This is a genomic window from Pseudoalteromonas sp. PA2MD11 (assembly GCF_017808125.1).
Taxonomy (GTDB): Bacteria; Pseudomonadota; Gammaproteobacteria; order Enterobacterales; family Alteromonadaceae; genus Pseudoalteromonas; species Pseudoalteromonas simplex.
Genome location: NZ_JADKNF010000010.1, coordinates 99,725 through 125,753, shown reverse-complemented (window position 1 = coordinate 125,753; position 26,029 = coordinate 99,725). Strand labels below are relative to the sequence as shown.

Here is a 26,029-nt window from a genome sequence, read left to right as displayed (position 1 = left end):
TTACTTATCTCCTGAATAATGACGGATACACTGACGGGCGTTTTGCTCCATCTGAATTAAACCATGCGCCATGGTATCGAGTTGCTCAGTGGTTAAGTCGGCATAAAGATGCTGTTTCACATCGGCAATAATCACCTGCAATGTGTCTAACAATTGTAGACCTTGCTCAGTGAAGTACAGACGTTTACTGCGTTTATCTTCAGCGTCAGCTTTGCGAGCAATAATCTCTTGTTGCTCAAGCTGCTTAATCGTGCGAGTGAGTGAAGGCATTTCAATGCCTAAGCTATTTGCTAACTCTTGTTGCGTACAACCTTGGTTTAGATGAAACAGGTGCATCATCGCAGTCCAGCGAGATTGGGTAAGACCCAAAGGCTCAACCGCCAAAGTGACAGCATCGCGACATAAACGATGCACACGGCCCATACTGCCGCATAATGTTAAATCAAGAGTTTCGTGAAAAGGGGGAGTGGAAGACATGATGCGCTCCATTTACTTAGCATGCTAAGTATTTTAATGTAGTTAGCATGCTAAGTAAATATTAGTGCAATTAATAAAATAGATAGCTTTGTTCGATAAAAGCGAACAACTGCAAAAGTTATCTGATAGATAACACTATTTAGCGATTAACTCTTTGATATGACTTTCATAGAGGTCTAATTTATCAGCAACAAATCCTGTGTGTTGGAACCGTACTATGCCTTCTTTATCGATTAAAAAGCTGCTCGGCATCCCTTTGAGTTGATATTGCGTGCCAATAACAGCGTCTGGGTCGTAAATAATTTTAAAGTTCACTGCAAACTCAGTTAAAAAAGCATCGGCATCACTACGCTCAACATCAATGTTTACTGCAATCACTTTAAGTCCTTGCTGTTGATACTTGCTCTGCATGGCTATAAACCAAGGAAACGACCGTCGACACGGGCTGCACCAAGACGCCCAGAAATCGAGTAACACGACTTGCCCTTTGTATTGATTCAGTAGTTTAGACAATTGCTGCTGACTGGCAGCTAAAGGAGGGCTCGAAAGACGCTCTGCCTTAGCAGCAGAGCTCGTAATTAAAAGAAATGCAATTAAGGCGTATTTGATCATTGATAATTTAATAAATTCGCTGGTGAATATTGGTCAGTGAGCACCTTGGTATCCGCTGGCCAATCTTGATTACCCTTAGTATAAAACAAATGCTCGCTAAGTAACTGCAAATCAACATCGTAAGGGGTTAACTTATTTGCGAGTTTGTTGACGCGCTCAATTAAAAGCTTCTGGCTAGGCATAGTCTCGAAGCCCGCTAAAATAATGCGATTAGAATTTTCATCGGTCACAACATTCACAAAGTCACCAAACACATCGAAGTAAGTTGCCGACTCATGCTGGTACAACTTGCTTGATGAAAAGGTATTTGCAGCGACAATTCCACCATCAGCTAAAACACTTTTTACTTCTGCAAAAAATTCCTTAGTGAGTAGATGTTCAGGGATATAGTCGCCATTAAAGGCATCAAGAATAATCCAATCGTACTTTTGTTTTTTAAGTGCGGCGCGCTTAATGAAAATACGCCCATCTTGCACTTTTGACGTCACGTTATCGGTTTCTATAAAGTTAAAATAATCGCGGGCAACTTTTATCACCGCAGGATCAATTTCGACATTTTCGATATGAGCGCTAGGGTAAAGCTCATGAATGGTATTAGAGAGTGAACCTCCCCCTAAACCTATGATCAGTACATTTTGAGGATCATTAATAAATAGTAAGCTTGCGAACGTCATTTTGGTGTAATTAAACACCAGCTTTTTAGGCTTACTCTCATACATACAGCTTTGCGTACTTTTACGGGTTTTTTCGTTGAATTTTAAACACAGTAAATCGCCAGTCTTCTCCACTAAAATATTGCGATAAAGCGAGCGCTCTTTATGGATTACTTCTGCCAAACTGCTAAAGGGCAGGGTCATGAGTAAACAAAGCATTAAGATTCTAAACATACAGCACGCTCCTTTGTTTTAATTTGACTAACAACAATTGCAAGCAAACCAAGCGCGCCTAAAACCGCTGCAAAGGTTTTAATGATGTCGTTAACATCAAACGCTAGCACCATATAAAAAGAGGTAATAATCGTGCCAAGGCCGCTTCCTAGGGTGCTCACAAAATACAAACCACCGGCAACCTGGCCACTTTTTTCATGATCGGTAACCAATAATCGCACTGAGTAAGGTGAGATCATGCCGAGTATTGTTGTAGGAATAAAAAACAACGCCGTTGATGCCAATAACGAGCCGTAGCGACTGTCTTCAATATGGGTGAAAATAAAGGTCATAATTGGCTCAGCAAACAATACAATTGGCACCACCATAATGCTTGCTACAAAGAAAATGAGTCCATATTTAGTTAACGAAGGATTGCGAGTAGAGAGCTTGCCGCCAAGTAAATAGCCGATAGATAAGCTCAACATAAAGACGGTGATAATACTGCCCCATATATGCACACTACTACCAAAATATGGCGCTAAAATTCGCCCGCCTAACAGCTCAATTCCCATAATACAAAAGCCACTACTAAAGGCTAAAAAGTAGATAAGCGCATTGATTTTATTCATTAAACACCCGCTGATTTTGTTGTTATTTTACCCATCTTAACCTGATGCAGATAAGGATGCCATGACTGTTTTTTAAGCTGTAAAGGCCGTTGACAAAATATAGTCTTTTTTAAAATAAATAATTAAAAAGGCTAGGTTAAAGTACACATGCTCTGGTATTTTACTGGGAACAAACTAACAAGGATAAATGCAATGGATCAGCAAGTAACGAAAATCAATATAGACAACCCTACGATCTTATTTGGCCTCAAAGTTCGCACCTGTAATATGAATGAAATGAGTGGTGAAGGTGCCAAAATCGCTGGCTTATGGCAGCAGTTTTATACAGACATAGCGCCCAAATTAACCCCATCGAGCCAAGTTTATGGCGTGTACACTCATTATGAATCTGATGTCACAGGGGAGTTTGATGTATATGCGTGTACTGATCTGCAAGTCACGTCATCAGAGATAGAACAAACGACACTCGCCACAGGTAACTACCTTCGCTTTAGCGGCAAAGGGGCAATGCCACAAACCGTTATCGATGTTTGGGGTCAAGTTTGGCAGTACTTTAGTAATGAACAGTGCCCGCACATTCGAGCATATAAAACTGACTATGAGTTTTATAAAAACAGTGACGAAGTTGAGGTATTCATTTCGGTTGAATAACGCCAAATCCTATTTTTAGTGGTAAAGCCCCATTACAAAATAAAGCCGCTTATTGCGGCTTTGTTGTTTGCTTAATTGGCGTATCTCAGCGCTAATTGTTCTGCTTTAGCATAAGCGTTAGTCAAAGAGCGTTGGTGTCTTTGGTCGTTAAATTCTTGATACTCACAGGCTATTTCATCAATATGCTGAACACCTAAATACTTACTCAAGGTTTTAATGTGCGGCACTAAGTGGCTCATACTCTCGCGTATACCACCGGCCTCAAAGCCAAACTCACCCGTTGAGGTTATAACCAGCAAACGTTTACCAGTTAACAAGGGTTGCAAAGGGAAATCTCCCCGCTGCAAGTCAAAATCAAACGTTTTATTGATCCTAACGATTTGATCAAACCATGCTTTTAATTGTGCAGGCATGCCATAGTTATACATAGGCGTTGATATCACGATGGTATCAGCCTTAACCAACTCATTTATCAATTCATCAGATTCGGCCAGTACTTCTTTTTGCTCTAGCGTTAACTTGTTGGCTGGCGTAAACACAGCACCAATCCAAGATTGATTAATAAATGAAGGTGGATTCATCCCAACATCACGATAAATATACTCAGCTACAGCATTGTATTGCTGTAAATGATTTACAAATTGTTTAGCAATATTTTTAGAGATTGAGTCGTGGTTAGGGTTTGCATTTTTAGCTGAACGCACACTGGCATCAATGTGTAGCAGAGTAGTCATAGTAAATACCTCATTAGTTAATGAGTTGGTATCATCAATAAATAAGGGATATTTAACAAACGAGTTATTATTCACTATAAGTAAGTTATACTCACCTATAAATTTAGGTGGGTTTAACTATGCACATATCATTACAAGCTTTAAAAGCCTTTGAGTCAGCTGCGAGACTAGGTAGCTTTAAAGCAGCCGCCACTGAGCTTGCGATTACACCTACAGCGGTATCGCACCACATTGCGAACCTAGAAAGCCGCTTAAATATTGACTTATTTCATCGCGAAGTGAGAAAGATTACCTTAACTCCATCAGGCGAGTACCTGAGCCAAAACACAACTAGCGGCTTTAAACTTATTTTTACGGCAATTGAACAATTGAGCCAAGCAAATAATCAAGTACGCATCACCACAACATCGTCTCTAGCAGCCCTAAGGTTAATACCCGCTTTAGATGAGCTAAATAGCGAAAAACCACATTTACAGCTCGATATATCAACCAGTGAAACTTTAGATAAGCAACTGCATACCTTGCCTGTTCGGCTAGGAAATAGTGAGGAAGTAAACAAAGAAGATATCATCAAATATGAGCGCTTTGATATGTTTGCGGCAAACGCGCAACAAAGTGCCCCTTGGCTTGATAAACAGGTTACTTTATACACCAGCCAATGGAAAAATAATGCCCTACCAGCCCCACCATTAACGCAGTGGCTAAAAGTAAATAACCTAAGTGATTCATGTTTCAAGGTAAAAACATTCGATCAAGAGCTGTTTGGTATAAATCAGGTGCTCGCCAATAAAGGTGTAGTGTTTTGCTCAAAAACCTTAGTACAACCTTACCTAGATGCAGGGTTACTAACATCATTTAATAACCAAGAAGTTGAATCAAAACTGTGTTACTACATTCCCGAAAAGTCTCGCTTCGAAACATCAGCACATAACGCTGTGATTGAATGGCTTGAGCGGTTACTAACTTAAAAATGTAAACGTAAACATCATTTAAATTATAAAGTTTTTAATGAACCATAAAAAGCAGCTAGAAACAGAGTTAGTTAATTGGTTTAACGCCTATTTGTAGCTTTGTTTTTCGTCATTACTGAGCCATATCAAAATGATTAAAAACGAATAAATGCACTCTTATTACTCTTTTTAAAGTTCATTCCCCCTAATAAGTGCTACGTTTAAATAGTAATAAATACATAACCCCTTTAACTCGCGTTTTAGTGCATAGTTGTATACTGCTTATTGAGCTAAAACCTATTTTCAAAATGGAACGATAAGAGCCATATTATGTATGAATCACTCTTAAAATGGGGCTTAGATAGCCTTGCTAAATTTGCTGGGGCAAAAGGGCAATATGAGTTAACCATACTGGTAGAAGCTATAAAAACAAAGAATACAATGATTATCGAACGATATAAGCAGTCGTGGGTATTAAATGAGAAGTTGTCTGATTTAATTATTGACGTGGAAGTTGATTTAGACTCCTTCGTCCAAAACTCAAAAGAAACTGACGGCTCTTGGAAGTCTGCTCGTCAGTTTCTTGGTTCACTGAAGTCTGAGTTTCACCCTAAATATTACCGTAAGTTATTAAAATTAAGAGCAGGGTTTGAAGGAACAAATGACATTCTTTCTGCTTATACGTTTATATTTCTAGATATTTTTAATCTTGAGTACTTAGTTGCTTACAGTAAAGATAAGCAAAAATATTCTAGAGGTGAAATATGTCGGTGTTATCGAAGACTATGGACAATGTATGGGGAAATCATTTCTTCGATTATCAGAATCAGCTCTGGAGATTTAAGATTTTGGGTAACTGATATTCCTTATATTCGACATGCTGATAATTGGGCTAAATTTGATCTTGAACAGTTCAAGCATATCTATCCTCGAGTCAGTTGGTGCAATAAACGATTTTATATTTCCTTAGAATCAAAAAAAGGGCTAGATAAATTTTGGTATGAACTTGCAGAACATCATAACAATAATAGAGAGTTAGCTAAGAAGAAACAGAATTCTGATTAAAATGCTTATTTTCTGTAACGGGGGTTTACAGTTTGCATAAAAAAACCGCAGCTTAACCTCTAAGCTGCGGTATTTTTTATAGAGCATATTTACTTGTTAAGTAAATGCTTTTCGAAGAAGTTAGCCATCATAGTGTGATAGTGCAGGGTAGTGCCTTTACCTTCTCGTAGGCTGTGAGAACGGTTCGGGTAAGAGAAAAACTCGAACTGTTTATTGTGCTTAACTAATTCGTTAATTAAGCGCTCTGAACCTTGGTAGTGTACGTTATCATCTCCGGTACCGTGGATCAGTAGCAACTTACCTTGTAGGTCTTTTGCAAAGGTGATCGGAGACGTGTTGTCGTAACTTTCAGGATCGGTATTTGGGTTACCCGCATAGCGCTCTTGGTAGATAGTATCGTACAAGCGAATATCTGGCACTGGGGCTGAGGCAATACCCACTTTATATTTATCACCATGGCGGAATAACAAATTAAGCGTTGAACTACCACCACCTGAGTGACCCCATACACCAACACGGTCGGTATCAATGACATCCCAACGTTTTGCCATTGCATCAAGGGCGTCAACTTGGTCACGTACGGTAATAGAGCCTATTTTTTTGTAGATAGACTTACGCCAATCTCTGCCTTTTGGTGCGCGCGTGCCGCGGTTATCAACTGAGGCAACAATAAAGCCTTGCTGAGTTAGATACGACTTGTATAAGTAACTGTTACCTTCCCAGCGATCTTGTACTGTTGAGCCCCACGGCTCACCGTAAACATAGAAAACGATTGGGTATTTTTTACTTTTATCCATATTCGCTGGGAACATGATGTAACCATCAAGCTCAACACCATCGCGCGCATTAACCGTAAAGAACTCGTGAGTCGGTAACTGCTCAGTCGCTAATTTCTCTTTTAATGCTTTGTTCTCAACTAAGGTTTTCACATTGCTGTGATCGCTTACTTTAATGATCTCTTTCATTGGTGGGGTGCCAAATTTAGAGAAGGTATGCATCGCCCAAGAGGTGTCTTTAGACATGTAATAGCTGTTTGAGCCATCGAATGACGCAGGCGTTACGCGCACCGGTTTAGTGCTACCATCAAGCGAGGTACGGAATAAATAACGCTGGCCTGGATCATCCGGTGATGCAGTAAAGTACATAACGTTTTTATCTTCGTTGAGCGCTAACATATCTATGATGTCGTACTCGCCCGGTGTTAAATCAACAACCGTTTCGCCATCGCGAGATACACGGTACAAATGACGCCAGCCATCACGCTCACTATGCCAAATAAAGAACTTACCGTCTTTTGACCAGTTTGCTTTATAAAACCACTCAATAAAGGCATCGTCTTTATCTTTAAGAATTTTAGTCAGCTGCTGTTTTTGCCAGTCGAATAACCAAACCTTGTTGTGGCTTTGCGGACGGTTAAGATCTTGTATCATCAAAGATTCACCTGTGCCTGCCCAGCTAATACGTGGAATATAACGATCGCGATTATCGCCACCTAGTTCAGCCCAACGGGTTTTCTTGTCATTAAGACTGACCACACCCACTTTAACCGCAGAGTTCATCTCGCCGGCTTTTGGATACGGGAATTCTTTAAGGGTAGGGTAGAGATCATCGGTGTTATTGATCATGGTGAAGTATTTAACGCCACTGGTATCAAGCTGCCAATAGGCAATTGATTTATTGTCTGGACTCCAGCGGAAACCATCACGAATAGTAAATTCTTCTTCGTATACCCAATCAAAATTACCATTAACAATGGTGTCGTTACCGTCAGTGGTTAAAGCAGTCACAGCCTTGCTGCCGACTTTTTCCATGTAGATGTTGTTATCACGCACATAAGCGACTTTTGAGCTATCTGGTGAAAACTTAGCAAACATCAGCTTTTTCGCTTCGATGTTTTCACCACCTAACTGATATAGCGAATCAGTTTCGAGGTTTAAAAGCCAAAAATCACCACGGCTACGTGAACGCCATACTTGCTCGCCATTGCTAAAAACCATCAGCCATTTACCATCTTTAGACCATTGGTAGCTTTCAACGGTGAGTGGCTCTTTATCACCTTTGGGAATTAATTTTTCGTAGCTAACAAGTACCTTACGACCCGTCCCATCGGCGTTATAAAACACAATATCATTGCCTTTTACGCCGTGCTCATCGTCTTCAGCTTTGTCGTCTTGGTTGTTTTTATCGCTTTCGCGCTCTTCAAGTACCGTATAACCAGTACCATCATCGAGCCACGTAAAATAGGTACTACGCTCAGCTTTAAAGTCTTTTTCTTTATAAATTTGTTCAAGCGAGAGCGGATTAGCCGTTGCGTTCACTGTTGCTGATTGGGTGCTCGCTTGCTCTGTCGTTGAGCATGCCTGCAAACCTAAACCCGCAACCACAGCAAACGCAAGGGTTGATGTTTTTATTAAGTTCATTTTGTTGTTCCTAGGTTTTAACTTACCTAGCGTACCAAAATAAGCTTATAAAATCTGAGCCTTTATCGTGTTATCTGGGGGGTTGAACTTAAACTTAATCGTCCCACAAGAACATACTGGCTTGCTTATTGGCAATACGTAGTTCGTAGATATCACTACAAGGGCTCATCGCCGCACCATAGCAAACATGTAACGGCAATAAGTGCTCTTCACGAGGATGGCTAAAACGCGCCGCAGGGGCCATTTGCCATTCTAATAACTTAGCTTGTCGCTGCTGTTCACTCAGCTCAGTATTGCCACAGACATCGACTAACAATTGCTCAAAAGCCATATTTTGCGCTTTAATTTCAGCGGTTTCAGGGGTGAAAAATGCGCGCATATTATGAAAAGTAAAGCCAGAACCAATGACCAATAAATTATCGTAATCAAGCTGTTGTAAAGCCACACCTATCGCTAGGTGTAAGCTTGGCTCAAGGCTTGGATGTAACGACAATTGCACACAAGGGATATCTGCTTCTGGATACATAATCTTCAAAGGCACATACATACCATGATCATAGCCACGAGATGGGTTTAATGTGCTATCGATATTAGCCTTTGCCAATGCTTGATGTACTTTTTCGGCAAGGGCTGGTTCACCTGGGCTTGGGTACTCAATACTGTAAGCAGGCTCAGGAAAACCATAGTAATCATAAATTAGCTCAGGAGCAGCGCTCGAAGTGATGCTAATTGGGTTCGCTTCCCAGTGTGCACTCACCATCAAAATAGCTGACGGCTTTTGAATTTTTGCAGCAATAGACTGCAAACAAGTAACCATATCAGCATGACTTGGATCGCCAAGTAAAGGCATAGGACCGCCGCCATGTGAAACAAAGAATACGCGTGGCTTTTGCATAAATGTACTCCTTAAATGCAGTAATCACTATAGTGCACGCACAGAGGTAGAATAACTAGCCACAAAAACGCACAACTAGGGTGTGAATTTACACATCACTAGTTTGTAAGTACTAACTTAAATGCCAAGCTACGTTCATGGCGGGGACTTGCCCTTTTAAGCCACCTTCGAGAGGTTCTTTGCACAGTAATGTTAGTTGATAAAAAGCATCGTAGTGCTGATGTAGTTCATCGGCGACCACACTAAATGGCGGACCCGAAAACTCACTTTGCTGATACTCAAAGACCACCACTAATTGTTTAGCTCTATTGGTTAATTCAAGTAAATGCTGGGTATAGCGAATGCGCATTGGCTTTGGCAGCGCAACTAAGGCAGCACGGTCATAAACCGCGTTGATAGTGCCAAGTTCATTCGCGGTAAGTGCAAAAATATCACCTACCCAAACGGTTAGATTTACGCCTTGGTAACGTAATAGTTCGCCGTGTTGGCTAATTTCGGGTTCTAGCTTTAACTCATCAAATAACTGCTTAATGGCTATCTCACTAAGTTCTGCCCCAACAACACGCATACCTTGCGCGAGCAAATAATGAATGTCGTGAGTTTTTCCGCAAAGTGGTACAAAAACAGTATCGCCTTGCTGTAAATTTAAGTTAGTAAAAAACTGATCTAGATAACGGTTAACGTCTCCTTCATGAAAACCAATTTCGTTATTTTCCCAACGTTGATGCCAATGCTTTGCGTCCATTACTTACTCCTAAATAAATTGAATGAATTGAGCTGATAAATATATTCCGACACCAAAAAGTAGGTGAGTTACAGTACTTTTTAAGCGGGCTTGAAGTGGGTTTGCTGTTTTCGTAGCCATTATCCCCATCCCTAAAGCGGGCTGCATAACAAAAAATGGCATAGATACGCTAGCTAATCCAAATATACATGCAGCGATTAAGGTGGGCTGTTCAAGCCAAGCAAGACCGACCAGTAAAATAAATAGAAACGAAAATAAAACACCAATAAAGTAGTGTAAACACCAGCCAAACACACACTCAAACTGCTTAACTGGACTAATTGCTATATTCAGGTGCTTAAACTTTCCATCTAATAAACCCAAGCCCCAACGGCCAACTAAACAAAAGTTTAATGACGGTATCTTAAACACTTTAGCCAGCAGAAAAGCATAAAGATCAATGAACAAAGTCGCCGCTATGCCTACAAAAGTTATCACATAAATATCATTAACACTCATAATTAGATGCTCTTAAATGATTTAATAAAAGACATGATATCTAATTGCAAAAATGCTAAAAATAGCAAGATAAACAAACTATGATTACATAAATGAGAACATGATTGACGATATTGCTCTATTCATACAGATTGTTAAACAAAGCGGCCTAAGTAATGCGGCTGAGAGCTTGTCGTTACCTACCGCGACAGTGTCGAGACGCTTACAACGACTTGAGCAACGCTTAGGTGAGCAGCTATTAAATCGCTCAGCAAGGCAATGCACATTAACGCAAGCAGGGGAGGTGTATTTTCAAAGTTATGTTGAATTAATTGAGCAATTTGAACAAACTCACCGCCAACTTAATGAGCAAAAAGCACAATTGTCAGGAAAGCTTAAAGTTTTAGCACCTCTGAATATTAGTCATGGTTTCTTAAAGCCGATGTGGCTCGCATTCACTAAACAGTACCCTGATATTCAACTTGAGCTACTGCTTAATAACCAACTTGAAGATCTCAGTAAAAGCCAAGCTGATATAGCAATAAGAGTAGGGCCGCAGGCTGATTCTATGCTCCATCAGAAAAAGTTAGGCAGTGTTGATACCTTATTTGTAAGCACTAAAGCATACCTTAATTCGGCATCTGCCATAGAAGAGCCTGCTGATTTAAAACAACATAGGTTAATTGGTACCACGTTGCGAAATAAGTGGCAGCTAACCAATACACAAACGAATGCAACTTATACTCACATGTGCCGATTTGCTAGTACTTTTAACGATACTGGATTTGTAAAATACTTAGTTTGTGATGAGCAAGGTATCGCTTTGTTACCTCGGTTTGAGGTTATAGATGAATTAAAATCTCAACAGTTAGTTCAAGTACTGCCACACTGGCGAGGGGAAAACCGCGACATTTATGCTATCTGGCCAAGCGCACGTTTACTGAGTAAAAAGGCTGTATGTTTAAAACAGTTTATAACCGATTACATTGCTGAGAAATTATAACGTCTGCCATTTATATTCCATCTGTTTAGCAGTTAGTAGTGCGTGTTCGTAACTAATAAACTCAGCGACTAATGCTAGGCTCATATCAATGCCTGCAGAAATCCCCCCAGAGCTGGTAAACTTACCGTCGGTGACCCAACGAGTATCTGCAATCACGGTAAGATCAGAAAACATAGCAGCCAGCTCAGGTTGATCTTGCCAATGAGTCGTGACATTTTTACCGTTTAAAAGCCCAGTTTTAGCAAGCAAAAACGCCCCCGTACAAACACTCGCAACACGCTTGGTGTTAGTGGCTGTGTGTTTTAACCAAGTAATAACCTCTGCTTTTTCGAGCTCTCGTGTATGGTCGCCACCAACCACAACAAGGAGATCAAGCAAAGGGCAATCAGCAAAGCTGTAATGGGGGTTTACACTATAACCACCACGGGCAAATACAGGCCTATCATTTTCGGCAATTAAACTCACTTGCCAGTCATTATTCGCTAGGCGCTTGGCAGTACTAAACACCTCAAACGGACCTGAGAAATCGAGCACTTCGGCATCATCATAGATGTAAATTCCAATATTCATACAATTGTTCCTATTACGTGGATTTATTTCTCAAGTAAAAAAACGTACTATGCCATTTTTGCAGTTCGTTAATGACATATTATTAAATTGCGCACTGTATACAAACAAAACTTCAAGGCATTGTTAATGCGTTTTTTATTATTATTGAGCGTGCTGCTGGTTGGTTGTAAAACAACACAGCAAAGCGTTGCTGAAATTAGTGAAGTATCGCCGGGCACTATTTATTTTCAGGGCGAAACATCAAAGCAAAATGTTGAAAAGTTTGAACAATTATTAGTAAATAGCGATCAGCAAATCAACACTTTAATTATTAATAGCGAAGGTGGTGATGTGATGGCAGGTCTCCATTTCGGAGGCTTAGTTCATGAATATCAACTCAATGTTGTGGTACGCGAGCTTTGTGCATCGTCTTGCGCTAATTATATCGTTACCGCAAGTCCACATGTCCTCGTTGAAGAGCAAGCCGTTGTAGGCTGGCATGGCGGCTCATTACAGCCACTATACGTGCCAATGGAGCAGCCGCCCGAGGTCGCTAGCTATATAGCAAAGTGGCAAACCGCAGAGCGACAATTTTTCGATATTATCAATGTTGAACAAGCGGTTACTATCATAGGGATGATGCCAGGTATTACCGAGAAACGTGATGCGGCTATTTATAGTTACGATACCCAAACCCTGAAACGTTTAGGGTTACATATTGAGTTTGCTGGTGCGCAAACAGGGAAGTCAGCAAGTGGCGAAAAAATCGCGCAGGTATTCAAACTTGAAGAGTCTGTACTTAACCACTTTTTAATGCTCAACGATATCGTTTCAGCCGAACTTATTAACTAATAAAAAGCCAACATGACGTTGGCTTTTTTGTATCGCATTTAATCTAACTCTAATTGGGCTTTTTCAACAGTTTCCGCGGGTAACTCTTTTTGAACAGAAACCCCCAATTCTTTGAACTCAGAGGCCTGTTTAATCAAGTTTCCTTTACCACGATACAGCTGAGAAAATGCTTTATCATAGCTTTCTTTGGCGCGGTCTAATTGCTTACCAACCCCTTCCATACTGGTTAGGAAACCATTCAGTTTGTTGTAAAAACGCTCTGCACGAGCGGCAAGCTCTTTTGAGTATTTAGTTTGCTCTTCAAAACGCCACAGTTGTTTTACGATATTCAAGCTAGTCAATAAGGTCGTTGGCGTAGCAACTAAAATGTTTTTTTCGATTGCTTGCTGATAAATATCACTTTGGTACTTAAGCGCTTCAACAAAAGCCGACTCTATTGGTACAAACATGATCACCACTTCTGGTGAGTTAATACCAGGTAGTCTGTCGTAGGCTTTGCTTGCTAACTCGTTTATACGTGATTGCACCGCCATAACATGCTCTTTTAGCGCTTGCTGCGCCTCAAGCTCTGTATCGGCATTGACATAGCGTGTATACGCGTTTAAAGAGGTTTTAGCATCGATAACTAAATGTCGTTGTTGAGGTAAATACACCACAACATCTGGGCGTAAACGGCCATCTTCGGTGTTAAACGATACTTCACGTTGATAATCTACCCCAGCACGCAGCCCAGCGCTGTCTAGTACATTTTCAAGCATTAACTCACCCCAATTACCTTGGGTTTTCTTTTGCCCTTGTAAAGCGGTGCTCAGCCTATCAGCTTGTTCGGTGATGGCTTGGCTTTTAGCTTGCAAATGCAATAACTCAGTTTTTAGTGCTGCACGCTGCTTTAGATCTTCGACGTGGATCAATTCCATCTTATCGCGAAAGCCTTTTAACTCACCCTGAACAGGTTTTAATAGTTGCTCAATACTTTCTTGATTTAAGGTTTTAAAACGTTGCGATTTTTCTTCAAGGATTTGATTAGCGAGATTTTCAAACTCTTTTTTGAGTTGCTCTTTGCTTTCTTTGATATGGCTAAGCTGCTCTTTAAAATGCAGTTCTTTTTGCTCAACTGTGCTTCGTAAGGTACTTAGATCAACATCGCGCTGATTAAGCGCAGCTTTTGTATCAGCAAGCTCAGCTTCGACCTTGCGCCAAAACTGACTGTATTGTTGTGCTTGTTTTTCTTGTTCTACAAAGCGGGTTTTAAAATGTTGAGACTCATCACGTTGTTCTGCGTAATCTTGCTGTAACTGCGAAAGTGTAAGCTGGCTTTGTTCAAGTTGCAGCTGCTTTTGTTCTAAATGATTTTGCAGGATTTGCTGGCTATTTTGCAGTTCGGTTAACTGATTTTTTAAGCGACTATTTTGTAGGGCAAAAATAACACCACTTGCAACAGCACCTACAGCAGCACCAAGCACACCACTTTGCCAATTAATCTGTGCAATCAGCTCTGTAATCATAACGAAAACTCAATAACTTAAAGACACATCATCATAACGAATTAGTGCTCAGCAGAGTAGGGGGTTTAGGCATAAAAAAAGCCAGCTCAAAGTGAGCTGGCTCTAACATTACTAAAATTTAGTAACCAAATGGGAAATCAACATAATGCTTATGTAAACTGCAATTTAACAACAAGCATAATAATAGACGCCCCAAAATTTGATTAGTTCAAAAAACTTTAAAAAAATTTAATTTTTTATCAGTGCAAGCATTTGCTCTTCATCAAACTTAGTGAAACTCATTGATTTTTCAGTAAATAATGCATCGACAAGAGCTTGCTTATGTTGCTGCATTTTAAATACTTTTTGTTCAATTGAGTTAGCCATAATCAATTTATAAACAAACACAGGGTTAGTTTGGCCAATGCGGTAGGCACGATCTGTCGCTTGTTTCTCTACAGCAGGGTTCCACCAAGGATCAAAATGAATCACAGTATCGGCTTGAGTTAGGTTTAATCCGGTGCCGCCGGCTTTAAGGCTGATTAAGAATACGGATGTATCACCTTGAGTAAACTCTTCAATTACACGGTCGCGGTGTCTTGTTTGCCCGGTAAGCATACTAAAACTGATGCCTAATTCATTTAATCGCTCTGCTATGACATCAAGTGCCATGGTGAATTGACTGAATATGATCACCTTACGACCTTCGCTAAGCATGATAGGCAAATGCTTAGATAACCATTCAAGTTTAGCGCTACCGGCCTGTGAACTAGGGTCGATCAATTTTGGATGACAGCAAATTTGTCTGAGCTTTAATAATGCATCTAAAAAGGCTAGCTTACTTTTTTGTACACCTTGCTGTGCAAATAGGTCGACTAATTTCTGCTCTAAAGATTCAGTTATACCGGTGTAAATTTCCTTTTGTTTGCTCTCAAATTCAAACTCTTTAACTAGCTCTGTCTTCTCTGGGAGCTCTTGCGTTACCTGTGCTTTAGTACGACGCAAGATAAATGGCATGATCAACGACTTAAGTTCTTCTGCTCGGGCAACGTCGTTATCACGCTCAATAGGCGTTTGAAAATAGCTCTTAAAGTGTGCTTGCGAACCAAGCAAAGAAGGCATTGCAAAGTCGAGCAAAGATTTAAGCTCAAATAAGTTATTTTCGATAGGCGTGCCACTTAAGCAAAGCTTAAAGTCAGCATTAAGGCGCTTAACCAAGCGTGAAACCTGTGCGGCATCGTTTTTGATATATTGCGCTTCATCAAGAATGATGTTTTCAAAATACAGCGGCGAATAAAAGGCAATGTCCCGCTTTAATAGTGGGTAAGTTGTTAAGATACAATCTGCTTGCGACAACTGTTGTAATTGGTCGCTGCGCGCAGCACCAAAGACAGTCGTAATTTTTAAGTTGCTCGCAAATTTATTAATTTCACTTTGCCAGTTACCAACCAAGCTGGTTGGGCAAACAATTAACGTGGGGCCTGCTTGTGGTGATTGCTTGGCATTAGCTAAAAAGGCAATAACTTGTAGGGTTTTACCTAGCCCCATGTCATCAGCCAAAATACCACCAAGCTGGTGACGTTTTAAAAAGTTAAGCCAATCAACACCGTGTTGTTGATACTCACGCAATTGCACACCCTGGTTTAAGCCTTGAATATCGGACTTTTTAATAAGCTGTTGTGAGCTATTTAATTCAGATAGGTAAGCATCTAGAGCATCGTCAACAATATTAACCTTAATTGCTTTTTGCTCGATAAGCTTAGGCAAAAACGACAAAGGCATTAAGATTTCGTCACGGGTTTTAATATGCTCAAAACGTTCACGATAATCATTAAGCTGCATCATCGCGGCCTTTTCAACCACCGCAAAGCGTTTTCCTACATTAAAGTAATAAAAGCGCTCACTTTGCCTATTAAGCGATTGATAAGTATTGTTATCAGTGACAAACAACTGTTGAGTTTTAACACCAGAGATCACGATTTTACTTACTATCTGATGACCTTTACCACGTTCAACTTGCAGTGAAAGTTGTTTTAGAACTTTGCCGACGTCTAACTCATCATTAATTTTCCAACCACGTTTTAATAAGTTTGGAATTATTTCGAACTTTAACCAGTGCTCATAAATAACTGATTGTTTATTAAAGACAAACTCTGACTGTAAAGCCCCTTTACATAACTCAAAGCCAAGGTTAGTTAACTCATTTACAACGGTGTTTTCTAATGACTGATTTAGTATATCCGCTGGGGCTTGGCTTAAGTCATACAAAGAGTTTTGATAATTAAACTGCAATGATAAACGAATTGTACCCTCGTCATTATTAATACTGATGACTGGGAATACAGTTCGAGCTAGGCTTTTTTTGCTTTCCTTAAATGCATGAGGGATCACACCTTCACCAAAATTATCATTGAGCTGTTGATAAACGCGGTCAAAGTTCTCGGTGTGAATAGCTGGCATATTAGCTAGTAACGCTATTTCATCGGCTGTTAACGGAGTACGAATTCGGCCCACTTTTAGTTTTTCAGGGTCAAGGTAAGTAGGGGGGGTTGTTTTTAACAATAACCAATTATCTTGACCAGCAAGCGTCATGCTCAATGATGTTAAGTCTTTGTTTTGTTTCCAATCAAACTCTAACGCTTGCATACTGTCAGCTTTAATTGCTTGGCGCGAACGGCCTAAAAACAAACGCTGGGTGGCAATTAATTGCTGTAGTGCTGCAAAGCCCCATTGACCTTTAAGCTCTAGTTTTCCAAGGGCATTTTGAGAACGGATCCAGCTATATAAACGAAAATCCGATTCTAATAAATCAGTGGGGGTTACAAAACTATTTAATTGCTGCTCGGTAAGGTTACGACCAAGCGTATAGTTATGCTCAGCGTCATAATTAGCTATTTTAGGAGTAAGGGTTACAACAGATTTCTCTACATCAAGAACAAATAATAAAACCTGTTTGGCATTGTCATTAGTAACTTGCTTAAGGGTTTTTAGCTCACTAAACCAATCGTTAATGATGTAGTCTTCACCGTAGTCACCTGAATGTTCAATTTTCAACTTTAGGAGCACAGCCGCAATATGACGGCATTTGGTTTTAGAGCCACAAGTACAATGCGAATCGACCGAAAAGCCACTTGGTAATTTACTGATCTCAATATGCTGAGTGAAGGTATTTCCTTCGTTACCAAACATAGATGCATCGATAACACTAAAATCACTGTTATGTTCTAACCAATTGATTTGGCCGTTCTGGTGATACTCTTTTGCTTTACTTAACACATGTGGCTTAAACAGCTGTTTGATAAAGCGCTCAGACAGAGGAAACTGAGTTTCTTGCTCTTGCTTGATTTCTTCAAAGATAGCTAATAAGTCATTTTTGGATAAGTTAGCAGACATAACGCTTTTGGCAGTAAAAACAAAAAATAATTCTGCCAGTATATGATCTATCGACCCAGAGCTAAAGCACTATTGGGCAATATTGGACTGGTTGGAGCTGATTAGTTAGTAAAAAAGTGCTTTAAAATAAAATCAAAGTTGAAAAGTGACATACTGAGCATTTAACAAACAACAATCGCACAAGATATAAACAGGTTAATAACAAGGAAGGGGCTTTACAGATCGATTTTTTACTAAGCAAACAAATTTACAGTGCAACAGAACTGTAAAGGGGCGATTAGTTGGTAAAAAACTGATCTGAGAGTGTAATAACGACCAAATTAGCCAACCAAAGATCACTATTTTACTAACGAAAGGGGAGGGGAGATCACGCTTTTACTAACTGTAAAAGCGTGAGAGATCATTATTTTACTAACTAGTTAAAGCTATTTAAAAGTTTAGTTAGCTGCTCTAAGCGTTTGTCTGTCATCACTTTATTATCGATTTTGACAGATAAATCACCGCTTTTAATATTACGCTGTACGCTAACAAACTCACTATCAATAAGGGCTTCACGACGGCTTGGCGCTGCTGGCTCAGCAGTTAATAGCTTGGTAATTGCAAGAGCACGTTTATCATCGCTGCTGATTTGCGCTATTTCGCTATTACTACTTACGTCATTTACAAGCTTGGTAAACAGCTGCTCATCACGCTCTTTGGCACTAATAAGCTTTTTAGCTACTTCACGGCCAACATGATTTGCTGTTGGGTAAAGGCTTAAAACCTCTGAAGGTAGGTTCTCATACGCTTTGATAGCATCAGCAATAGCTGTGTGTGATACCCCCTCAATTGCCGCAATCTCACGATAAGAGCCTTTTTTACCTTCAGCAATAAGCTCATCACGGGTTTGTTGATACGCTTGACCAAGCTCCCATAGGCTCGGGGCAATGTATTGATCAGATGATACAGCAAGTATTTTAGCATCTTGATCTGTAAAGTCTTCCGAGCTTAAAACTAAGTAATCAGAATTGCTTAAAATACATGCTTTACGACGACGAGAGCCTGCTAATACAAGCATTTCGTCACCTTTATCCCAACATAAGGCAGGATGCTGATTACGACCGTCTTCGGCAATTGCAGGTAGGATATCGGCAACTGACTTTTCATTTAATAATGATTGCACACGGCGGTTTTTACCATAGACCTTTGTTTTAGCTTCAATTTCTGAGCTTGGAATAACCTTACACACCAAAGTAATTTGACGTGTAGGATCGCTTGGAGCAGGCATACTGATGACATCACCAGCTGAAGCTTGCTCTAGCAAAGCATCTAAACTGCTACTTTCGATAGACGTTGAAAAAGGGTCTAAGCTGGTATCGTTTTTACGTTTTTTAGCCATTTTTATTAATTACCTTACTTAGCTGTATTTAGAGACGATTGAGTTGACTGCCAATTAGAACGGATCAGCATTTCAAGTTCATCAACAACATCTTTGATATTTTCTTGCGCACGAAGTAGTGACTCACGACTAGCTAAGCTGTCTGATGTTTTTTGATCAAAAATGGTATTAAAAGAAGATGAGCTGGCGGTAATTGCCGAGCTATGATTGATTGGATAACTCATTACTTGACGACCAAATGCACTACGAACATCTTTAACGATGTCGCGCTGTGAATGGTTCCCTTTAACATAGTTAGTTACTAAGAATTGCATGAAATCCCAACCTTGGTGGCCAAGAGCAGCAACTGTATGGTAAATCTCGCCTAATCGCTTTAAGTATTTATTGTTTGCATCAAAGTCTACAGCTTCAGGATGAACAGGGATAAGCATCGAAGTAGAAGCCATTAATGCATTATAAAACATAAAGTTAAGTGATGGAGCTGTATCAATTAGAATAATATCAAATTGATCTTTTACCGGTTCAATAACTTTTTCTAGCAATTTATGATAGTGACGAGTTTTATCATAACTAGAGCTATCTTTTAATAAAGTTGCTGTTTCATGCTCGAAGTAAAAGTCATCCATACCAGAAGGCAAAATACGAATATTAGGTATATGGGTAGGTAAGAAAGAGTTTGATACTAATTCATCCCAGGTTTCGTTTTCATCGAGTTCAATACAGTCACGCATTAAGTCACCCACAGTAATTGGATCAGGCTCACTAGGTGGGAAAAAGCTTGATGAAGAACCCTGTGGATCAAGGTCGATAATACCAATTCTGTATCGTTTAATATTGGTAGTAGCAAGTGCAGCGGCAATGTTCACCATGCTGGTAGTTTTACCACAACCACCTTTTAACGAGTTAATAACGATAACTTGTAATTTATCATCAACTGTACGGTGATCAGGCTTAATATCCATGATATCTGCCATAGCAAAGATATTTACCAAGGTATAAGCGTAGTGGCCATTTGCACCACGTTTGATATTTAGTTCATCAAAGTCACCATTATCATGACGTCGTTTTAAGGTACGATTATTACAGCCTAATAAGTCAGCAGCTGCTTTTTGCGTGTAAGTACGAAGTTCTTTTTCTTCAGACTTTAAATGGGCACGATAATGTTGAATACGTCCTTCTAGCGATTTTTCAGCAACTTCTGCTGTCGCTTTTAGTAACCTATAAGTGGCTAGCGCATTATTATTGATAGACATACTTTCTTCCTCAAAGTTATGCTTTAAGTATAATGTCCATTCAAATTGCTGTAAACAAGTATTTAAGACGACATCCCTTTTATTTATAAGACATTTAATAAAAATTTGTAACTTTACTGATGCTAAGTATAAATAAGTAAGTTTAATATCGGTTAAGTATATAGGTATATAAGGTTAAGATGCTAAAATAGTGAAATATATTACTGATTCTATTGAATATTTACTAAAAAGCCAGATCGTGTTTTTACTTGGTAAAGATCAGATCTATAATGACTTGCAGATCAGCATATTACTAAGCAAAAAATAAGCTTTCGACTTATGCACAGCTTAGTCACTGATTTACACACAAAAAAGCTTGTGTAGATCAAAATTTTACTAACTAAATTATAAAGTTATACACTAAGAGCATAACTAAAATGCGCAATAAGTTGGTATGGATCTGATCTGTAGTTGGTACAGATCAGATCTATGCTAACTAAAGAGCTGTTTATCCACATGCTGTTTTAAAAGAGCAATTTTTGTCGTGTTAATTTGCTTCAAAAAGGTGATTAACAGGACATAAATTGAACTGAGTTAGTAAAATTGCGACCTATCAACTATAACTTAGTAAAAATCTGATCTGAAAATCAGCAATTACGAAACAGTTAGTATAAAACTGATCCGAAGAAATTAATTATGATCGGATCAAGTTTATACTAACTTAAACATTTAACTTTTGAAGTTTTATGTGTTGTTATTAACTGTCGAAGAAAAATTGGAAATAAGAACAATGAGCCGAAAGGTCAACATCTCGGTAGATAACTTACCCGATACATTACGCGGGCAGATCCACGGGGTGGAAAGTGCAATAGACAATGAAAGTCTTGCACTATTTACAGACAACAAAGATGTGCGTGTTTCAATTGAAAATGCTGCACATGGTTTGAGAGCTTACTCAAATACATTTAATCATTATGATTTATGGGGACGTTTTGTCCGTTCTGGTCATAAGAAGCTTCCGGTTGAAGAAGCACCAAAGAAAACCATCGTCACAAGAAGAATCTCTGAAAAAGTAGACGGCATTCTTTATGATGGCGAAATCAAAATTACACCTGCGGTAGTAAGCACAAGAAAAGATGGTGAAGATGTTGAATATCTTGTTTGGCCATCTGATCGAGAAGAAAAAGTCGAACGTGCCTTAATTCGTTTAGCCTCTAAAGGTAAAATTGTAAAAATCAATTTTAAGTCTGGCATTCAATACGCAGTTGTTTTTTCAATGAATGAATTAGCGCAAGAGCTGAAAGCGGTTGGCCAGTCGATGCCTTATCCGCAAATCAAAGAATCATTAGAAGCATTACAAGGCTCTAAACTTTCTTTTAAATATTCAGCAACAGATACGCGTAATTCTGATATTGATGACTCATTTTACGAATCGAACATGAACTTTTTATCGTCACTTCATTTTAGTGGAAAAAAAGGTCAAGGTGGTAACGTAAAATGTGTAGCTTGTTTGAATGCCTTCGTTCATAACATGATCGATAACCTTGAATACAAAGGTTACTACTTTAATAGTGCTCAAGAATTAAAACGTGGTTTATCTCGTTGGATGATGCTTCGTTTATATCATTTATGGCGTTATGCGGCACCGGGTAAGACCTACCATTTCCGACTATTATCGATTATGGAAAAATATGGCTCTATTTATTCAACAGACGAAATTACCGAGAATAAATTAAAAGCTTTGCGTCGTGATATGACTACGACAATGAAAGACTTAATTGAGAAAGGTGCAATCTCTGAATATAACATTACCAATGTCAAAGATGACAAAACGGGTAATATTATTGATTACACATATGAAATGCATCCATCTGATCAATTTTGTGATGAGATTCTTACGCTTAATAAGCATAATAAACGAATCGAAATTCAAGGTGGGAAACGCATTGTTGAGAATGCGGTATTAATCGATGAAGATAAAATTGAAGAAATAGTCGAAGACTAATTTCTTTTATATACTATATACAAAAGGCCACATACGTGGCCTTTTTAACATAATCAATCTGTCACTTGTTCTAAGTAAAGTCTATCAACTAAGAAATCATATTCTCTTTTTCGAGGGTGGCTTTCAGGTTTTTGATAATCAGTTAATGTACCAAGTTTTACATCTGGTTCTGGGTTTATCAAAATAAAAGGTAAAGCAGCACTAACATGATATCGATTTTTAGCTGTATATCTTACATTAACTTGTGGGCTAACTCTTGTTGGTCTACGAATTCGTAGTTTTTCTTTATCACCTAAACTTGCAACACGACTTTGCTCTTGTGCAACTAGCGCTTGCCAAGAGTGTTGGTCGATCATTCTTGGATTAGAATAACTAGCCGATTTATCCAACATTGCTAAGGCCATTTTTTTAGTTAGCGTTTTACTTGCGTGTTTGTGCATCCAAGTAAAACGAACAGAGTAGGGCGATTCAGTTTCAAAATGGATCTTACGATATGCTGCAAGGGTAATGAGATTTGGAACAGCATTGTGAACAGCTTCAAACCTCGCATCATTATTATCGATAGCTATAACACTATTTTTAAAATCAGCTTTGGCTTTATTTAATTGATTTATCCTTGCAATGAAATGTTGCTTATCGACATCTTTTAAAACTAATAAACCTGGATGTCTTTTTAATACTCGACTACTTAATCCTGACTTTTTATAAAAATCACCAAAGGAATTAAGAATTAATTTATGAGCATCATCGCCTTCAATTTTATGTACACTAATTGAAGAAGGAACTTTCTTTTCGTCGTTTACATCGATATCTGGCAGTTGATAATATGATGCCTTATCAAAACCCACTTCTTTTAATTCTTCACAAAACAAATGAGTCAACTCACTGACTAAATCAAACTGACTGCGTATTTCTAACTTGGAACTCATAGGAACACATCTTACTTGAAGTTAATTCAATTCTAACCTTATCTCCTGATAACATAAAGTTAATTTTTTATCGTTGCCGACCATACATTTAACGAAATTAAGTATGATGTGTTCTTGCTATTGTTTGCTAGTACAACTTTTGAATTTGATCAATGTAAACGTAAAAAAGGATGTTTTTCACATGTAAAGCTGAGGTTACACTATGGCTTGATTAAGGTAAGATGTGTTCTTTTATGATGCATCAACGAAAACATCGTGAAACAGGTGTAACTAACTGGTTTAGAACAATAAAATCATGGAGTTCTAATTGTTAATATCGAATCTGTTTATCAAATAACGAAATAATCGTAAATAGCTGAATATTGTCCTTGAACTTAGTACGTGCAATAAGTTAGTTTTCGTAAATGGTCTATGTTAGGAATGAGGAAAGAACATGCAATCGTGGAACCCAGACAGCTGGAGAAAACTGCCGATACTTCAGCAGCCAGAGTACCCAGATCAAGAAGCCCTTAAATCAGTTGAAGGGCAATTAAAAAGCGCACCACCTTTGGTATTTGCTGAAGAGACGCGTAGCTTATACAAACAACTAGAAGCTGTATGTGAAGGCAGAGCCTTCTTATTACAGGGTGGTGATTGCGCAGAGTCATTCAGTGACTTTAATGCAGCAAATATCCGCGATACATTTAAAACACTTTTACAAATGGCCGTTGTTTTAACTTATGGTGGTAAATGCCCTGTAGTTAAAATTGCGCGTATGGCAGGTCAGTACGCTAAACCTCGCTCATCAGATTACGAAACGATCGATGGTGTATCTCTACCTTCGTACCGTGGTGATATCATCAATAACTTCGAGTTCACTGAGCAAGCACGTGTACCCGACCCACAGCGTTTGATGACAGCATATCATCACAGTGCAGCAACGCTAAATTTATTACGTGCATTCGCGCAAGGTGGTTTAGCCGATTTACATCAAGTAAACCGCTGGAACATGGGTTTTGTTGCTGCAAATCCGCTTAAAGAGAAATACCAACAGCTAGCTGACAGAATTCAAGATGCGCTTGAATTTATGGAAGTGTGCGGTATCGACTCAACTGTTGCACCAAGCTTAAAAGAAACAGACTTATTTACATCACACGAAGCATTATTATTAGGCTACGAAGAAGCACTAACACGCCGCGACCACTTATCAGGTGACTGGTACGATTGTTCTGCACACTTTGTTTGGATTGGTGAACGTACACGCCAACTTGATCATGCACACATCGAATTCTTTAAAGGCATTAAAAATCCAATTGGTGTGAAAGTTGGGCCAGGTATGGACACAGATGAGCTAATCAAACTTATCGATGCAGTTAACCCAGATAACATTCCAGGTCGCTTAACGTTAATTACGCGAATGGGTGCTGATGTACTGCCAGAGAAACTACCGGCACTAGTACGTAAAGTACAACAAGAAGGCCGTAAAGTTATTTGGAGCTCAGATCCAATGCATGGTAATACTGAGAAAGCGAGCTCAGGGTATAAAACACGTAGCTTTAATAATATTCTTCGTGAAATTAGCCAGTTCTTCGCAGTACACAAAGCTGAAGGTTCTTACCCAGGTGGCGTTCACCTTGAAATGACTGGCCAGCACGTAACAGAATGTACCGGTGGTGCGTATGGTTTATCAGATGAAGATTTAGCACAGCGCTACCGCACACAGTGCGACCCACGCTTAAATGCAGATCAAGTTTTAGAACTAGGTTTCTTAGTTGCTGATTTATTAAAAGACGCACGTAAGTAACATCAACTTATCCAAAGAAGGCTACATATTGCAGCCTTCTTTAATGTCCGATACTAAAACAAGTTAGTACTTACGTCTTTCAAGTCCAGTATCAGATATAATCTTAGCAGAAATTTCTTCTACTGAATGATGAGTTGAATTTAAAAATTGAATCTTCTGTTTTTTATAAAGCATTTCTACTTCACGCACTTCGATACGACACTGTTTTAAAGACGCATATTTTGAATTAGCCATACGACGCTGGCGAATATCGGCAAGGCGAACAGGGTCAATCGTTAAACCAAAAAGTTTATGTTTGTAAGCTTTTAAACACTCAGGCAGTGTGCCTCTTTCTAAATCATCTTCTGTCAGCGGGTAATTCGCCGCTTTAATACCATATTGTAATGCCAGGTACAAACTAGTTGGTGTTTTACCGCTTCTGCTAACACCTACTAAAATAATGTCGGCTTCAGCATAGTTTTTAATGTTAGCGCCATCATCATTGGTCAACGCATAGTTAACCGCATCAATACGAAAATCATAACTTTTCTCGTGCATCGAATGCGTTCTATGAACCCTTGGTACTGGCGCAACTTTTAACTCCTGAGAAATTTTATCACTGTATTGTGATAAAAAGTCATAACACACCGCGCAAGACGATTTAATAATTTCACTTAGCTCGTGGTTTACAAACGTGAAGAACACGAGTGGCTGTTCTCCATCACGTTGCGCTGTTGAATTAATTAAGTTCTTAACTTCAATTGCTTTTTTTTCTGTTTCAACAAAAGGAATTGTTTTGTGATTAAACTCAACAGGAAACATAGATAAGGTCGCATGACCAAAGACTTCAGAGGTGATTGCTGTTCCATCAGAAATATAAAATGCAGTTCTCATATTTAACCTTTTTATTACCTTTAT

The 26,029-nt window shown here is 39.1% G+C and carries 23 protein-coding genes; 7 read left to right on the top strand and 16 right to left on the bottom strand.

Annotation, left to right across the window (positions count from 1 at the left end):
* The 4 genes from ISP07_RS12290 to ISP07_RS12275 form a co-directional block, all read right to left on the bottom strand.
* A complete protein-coding gene (locus ISP07_RS12290) occupies positions 1–477 on the bottom strand; it encodes a MarR family winged helix-turn-helix transcriptional regulator (protein ID WP_054553355.1) in 477 nt (158 codons plus the stop codon).
* 135 nt (positions 478–612) lie between these two features.
* The gene (locus ISP07_RS12285; protein WP_209327790.1) at positions 613–1,089 is read right to left on the bottom strand and encodes a TlpA disulfide reductase family protein; all 477 of its coding nucleotides are present in this window, start codon (positions 1,087–1,089) and stop codon (positions 613–615) included.
* A complete protein-coding gene (locus ISP07_RS12280; RefSeq protein ID WP_194441146.1) occupies positions 1,086–1,976 on the bottom strand; it encodes a spermidine synthase in 891 nt (296 codons plus the stop codon). Before ISP07_RS12280 ends, ISP07_RS12285 begins: the two co-directional genes overlap by 4 nt.
* Positions 1,961–2,587 (bottom strand): fused MFS/spermidine synthase, encoded by a 627-nt coding sequence (locus ISP07_RS12275; protein WP_209327789.1) that lies wholly within the window; start codon positions 2,585–2,587, stop codon positions 1,961–1,963. Before ISP07_RS12275 ends, ISP07_RS12280 begins: the two co-directional genes overlap by 16 nt.
* 192 nt (positions 2,588–2,779) lie before the next feature.
* Here ISP07_RS12275 and ISP07_RS12270 point away from each other — a divergent pair, with 192 nt between their 5' ends.
* Positions 2,780–3,238 carry a GyrI-like domain-containing protein gene (locus ISP07_RS12270; RefSeq protein ID WP_054553352.1) on the top strand — a complete coding sequence of 153 codons (459 nt, stop codon included), beginning with the start codon at positions 2,780–2,782 and terminating at the stop codon, positions 3,236–3,238.
* 71 nt (positions 3,239–3,309) lie between these two features.
* Here ISP07_RS12270 and ISP07_RS12265 read toward each other — a convergent pair whose 3' ends face one another.
* A complete protein-coding gene (locus tag ISP07_RS12265; protein WP_209327788.1) occupies positions 3,310–3,972 on the bottom strand; it encodes an FMN-dependent NADH-azoreductase in 663 nt (220 codons plus the stop codon).
* A 119-nt stretch (positions 3,973–4,091) separates the two neighbouring features.
* On the opposite strand from ISP07_RS12265, the gene ISP07_RS12260 reads away from it, so the two are divergent.
* Both ISP07_RS12260 and ISP07_RS12255 read left to right on the top strand, forming a co-directional pair.
* Positions 4,092–4,940, top strand: coding sequence for a LysR family transcriptional regulator (locus ISP07_RS12260; RefSeq protein ID WP_209327787.1), 849 nt, complete (start codon positions 4,092–4,094; stop codon positions 4,938–4,940).
* A gap of 312 nt (positions 4,941–5,252) precedes the next feature.
* Positions 5,253–5,987, top strand: a complete 735-nt coding sequence (locus tag ISP07_RS12255) for a hypothetical protein (protein ID WP_138617213.1) — start codon at positions 5,253–5,255, stop codon at positions 5,985–5,987.
* 89 nt (positions 5,988–6,076) lie between these two features.
* Here ISP07_RS12255 and ISP07_RS12250 read toward each other — a convergent pair whose 3' ends face one another.
* From ISP07_RS12250 to ISP07_RS12235, 4 genes are all read right to left on the bottom strand, one after another.
* Positions 6,077–8,407, bottom strand: a complete 2,331-nt coding sequence (locus tag ISP07_RS12250; RefSeq protein WP_209327786.1) for a S9 family peptidase — start codon at positions 8,405–8,407, stop codon at positions 6,077–6,079.
* A gap of 94 nt (positions 8,408–8,501) precedes the next feature.
* Positions 8,502–9,302, bottom strand: coding sequence for a DODA-type extradiol aromatic ring-opening family dioxygenase (locus tag ISP07_RS12245; protein ID WP_209327785.1), 801 nt, complete (start codon positions 9,300–9,302; stop codon positions 8,502–8,504).
* 112 nt (positions 9,303–9,414) lie between these two features.
* Positions 9,415–10,047, bottom strand: a complete 633-nt coding sequence (gene tmpT / locus ISP07_RS12240; RefSeq protein WP_138617217.1) for a thiopurine S-methyltransferase — start codon at positions 10,045–10,047, stop codon at positions 9,415–9,417.
* 9 nt (positions 10,048–10,056) lie between these two features.
* Positions 10,057–10,545, bottom strand: a complete 489-nt coding sequence (locus tag ISP07_RS12235) for a DUF2938 domain-containing protein (RefSeq protein ID WP_209327784.1) — start codon at positions 10,543–10,545, stop codon at positions 10,057–10,059.
* A 100-nt stretch (positions 10,546–10,645) separates the two neighbouring features.
* On the opposite strand from ISP07_RS12235, the gene ISP07_RS12230 reads away from it, so the two are divergent.
* Positions 10,646–11,527, top strand: coding sequence for a LysR family transcriptional regulator (locus ISP07_RS12230; RefSeq protein WP_209327783.1), 882 nt, complete (start codon positions 10,646–10,648; stop codon positions 11,525–11,527).
* Here ISP07_RS12230 and ISP07_RS12225 read toward each other — a convergent pair.
* Positions 11,522–12,097 (bottom strand): DJ-1/PfpI family protein, encoded by a 576-nt coding sequence (locus ISP07_RS12225; RefSeq protein WP_209327782.1) that lies wholly within the window; start codon positions 12,095–12,097, stop codon positions 11,522–11,524. The genes ISP07_RS12230 and ISP07_RS12225 overlap by 6 nt on opposite strands.
* A gap of 126 nt (positions 12,098–12,223) precedes the next feature.
* Between ISP07_RS12225 and ISP07_RS12220 the strand changes: the two genes are divergently transcribed.
* Positions 12,224–12,928, top strand: a complete 705-nt coding sequence (locus ISP07_RS12220; protein WP_209327781.1) for a hypothetical protein — start codon at positions 12,224–12,226, stop codon at positions 12,926–12,928.
* Between the two features lie 38 nt (positions 12,929–12,966).
* Here the strand turns inward: ISP07_RS12220 and rmuC are convergent, their stop codons facing one another.
* The 4 genes from rmuC to ISP07_RS12200 form a co-directional block, all read right to left on the bottom strand.
* Positions 12,967–14,433, bottom strand: coding sequence for a DNA recombination protein RmuC (gene rmuC / locus ISP07_RS12215; protein WP_138599771.1), 1,467 nt, complete (start codon positions 14,431–14,433; stop codon positions 12,967–12,969).
* 228 nt (positions 14,434–14,661) lie between these two features.
* Complete coding sequence (locus ISP07_RS12210) at positions 14,662–17,805, bottom strand: DEAD/DEAH box helicase (RefSeq protein ID WP_209327780.1); 3,144 nt, start codon at positions 17,803–17,805, stop codon at positions 14,662–14,664.
* A 415-nt stretch (positions 17,806–18,220) separates the two neighbouring features.
* Complete coding sequence (locus tag ISP07_RS12205) at positions 18,221–19,183, bottom strand: transcriptional regulator (protein WP_209327779.1); 963 nt, start codon at positions 19,181–19,183, stop codon at positions 18,221–18,223.
* 14 nt (positions 19,184–19,197) lie between these two features.
* Complete coding sequence (locus tag ISP07_RS12200) at positions 19,198–20,436, bottom strand: AAA family ATPase (RefSeq protein ID WP_166341018.1); 1,239 nt, start codon at positions 20,434–20,436, stop codon at positions 19,198–19,200.
* A gap of 769 nt (positions 20,437–21,205) precedes the next feature.
* Between ISP07_RS12200 and ISP07_RS12195 the strand changes: the two genes are divergently transcribed.
* Complete coding sequence (locus ISP07_RS12195; protein ID WP_054553336.1) at positions 21,206–22,420, top strand: hypothetical protein; 1,215 nt, start codon at positions 21,206–21,208, stop codon at positions 22,418–22,420.
* 53 nt (positions 22,421–22,473) lie between these two features.
* On the opposite strand, the gene ISP07_RS12190 is transcribed toward ISP07_RS12195, so the two are convergent.
* Positions 22,474–23,349 carry a DNA replication terminus site-binding protein gene (locus ISP07_RS12190; RefSeq protein ID WP_209327778.1) on the bottom strand — a complete coding sequence of 292 codons (876 nt, stop codon included), beginning with the start codon at positions 23,347–23,349 and terminating at the stop codon, positions 22,474–22,476.
* 433 nt (positions 23,350–23,782) lie between these two features.
* Here ISP07_RS12190 and ISP07_RS12185 point away from each other — a divergent pair, with 433 nt between their 5' ends.
* A complete protein-coding gene (locus ISP07_RS12185; RefSeq protein WP_209327777.1) occupies positions 23,783–25,132 on the top strand; it encodes a class II 3-deoxy-7-phosphoheptulonate synthase in 1,350 nt (449 codons plus the stop codon).
* A 63-nt stretch (positions 25,133–25,195) separates the two neighbouring features.
* On the opposite strand, the gene ppsR is transcribed toward ISP07_RS12185, so the two are convergent.
* Positions 25,196–26,005: a pyruvate, water dikinase regulatory protein gene (gene ppsR / locus ISP07_RS12180; protein WP_209327776.1), complete on the bottom strand. Its 810-nt coding sequence runs from the start codon at positions 26,003–26,005 to the stop codon at positions 25,196–25,198.
* Between the last annotated feature and the right edge of the window lie 24 nt (positions 26,006–26,029).

Coding starts and splice junctions, on each gene's coding strand:
- ISP07_RS12185 (WP_209327777.1), top strand. CDS start 23,783: ATGCAATCGTGGAACCCAGACAGCTGGAGAAAACTGCCGATACTTCAG.
- ISP07_RS12235 (WP_209327784.1), bottom strand. CDS start 10,545: ATGAGTGTTAATGATATTTATGTGATAACTTTTGTAGGCATAGCGGCG.
- ISP07_RS12195 (WP_054553336.1), top strand. CDS start 21,206: ATGAGCCGAAAGGTCAACATCTCGGTAGATAACTTACCCGATACATTA.
- tmpT (WP_138617217.1), bottom strand. CDS start 10,047: ATGGACGCAAAGCATTGGCATCAACGTTGGGAAAATAACGAAATTGGT.
- ISP07_RS12255 (WP_138617213.1), top strand. CDS start 5,253: ATGTATGAATCACTCTTAAAATGGGGCTTAGATAGCCTTGCTAAATTT.
- ISP07_RS12275 (WP_209327789.1), bottom strand. CDS start 2,587: ATGAATAAAATCAATGCGCTTATCTACTTTTTAGCCTTTAGTAGTGGC.
- ISP07_RS12270 (WP_054553352.1), top strand. CDS start 2,780: ATGGATCAGCAAGTAACGAAAATCAATATAGACAACCCTACGATCTTA.
- ISP07_RS12190 (WP_209327778.1), bottom strand. CDS start 23,349: ATGAGTTCCAAGTTAGAAATACGCAGTCAGTTTGATTTAGTCAGTGAG.
- rmuC (WP_138599771.1), bottom strand. CDS start 14,433: ATGATTACAGAGCTGATTGCACAGATTAATTGGCAAAGTGGTGTGCTT.
- ISP07_RS12285 (WP_209327790.1), bottom strand. CDS start 1,089: ATGATCAAATACGCCTTAATTGCATTTCTTTTAATTACGAGCTCTGCT.
- ISP07_RS12200 (WP_166341018.1), bottom strand. CDS start 20,436: ATGTCTATCAATAATAATGCGCTAGCCACTTATAGGTTACTAAAAGCG.
- ISP07_RS12250 (WP_209327786.1), bottom strand. CDS start 8,407: ATGAACTTAATAAAAACATCAACCCTTGCGTTTGCTGTGGTTGCGGGT.
- ISP07_RS12230 (WP_209327783.1), top strand. CDS start 10,646: ATGATTGACGATATTGCTCTATTCATACAGATTGTTAAACAAAGCGGC.
- ISP07_RS12210 (WP_209327780.1), bottom strand. CDS start 17,805: ATGTCTGCTAACTTATCCAAAAATGACTTATTAGCTATCTTTGAAGAA.
- ISP07_RS12205 (WP_209327779.1), bottom strand. CDS start 19,183: ATGGCTAAAAAACGTAAAAACGATACCAGCTTAGACCCTTTTTCAACG.
- ISP07_RS12220 (WP_209327781.1), top strand. CDS start 12,224: ATGCGTTTTTTATTATTATTGAGCGTGCTGCTGGTTGGTTGTAAAACA.
- ISP07_RS12260 (WP_209327787.1), top strand. CDS start 4,092: ATGCACATATCATTACAAGCTTTAAAAGCCTTTGAGTCAGCTGCGAGA.
- ppsR (WP_209327776.1), bottom strand. CDS start 26,005: ATGAGAACTGCATTTTATATTTCTGATGGAACAGCAATCACCTCTGAA.
- ISP07_RS12225 (WP_209327782.1), bottom strand. CDS start 12,097: ATGAATATTGGAATTTACATCTATGATGATGCCGAAGTGCTCGATTTC.
- ISP07_RS12290 (WP_054553355.1), bottom strand. CDS start 477: ATGTCTTCCACTCCCCCTTTTCACGAAACTCTTGATTTAACATTATGC.
- ISP07_RS12280 (WP_194441146.1), bottom strand. CDS start 1,976: ATGTTTAGAATCTTAATGCTTTGTTTACTCATGACCCTGCCCTTTAGC.
- ISP07_RS12265 (WP_209327788.1), bottom strand. CDS start 3,972: ATGACTACTCTGCTACACATTGATGCCAGTGTGCGTTCAGCTAAAAAT.
- ISP07_RS12245 (WP_209327785.1), bottom strand. CDS start 9,302: ATGCAAAAGCCACGCGTATTCTTTGTTTCACATGGCGGCGGTCCTATG.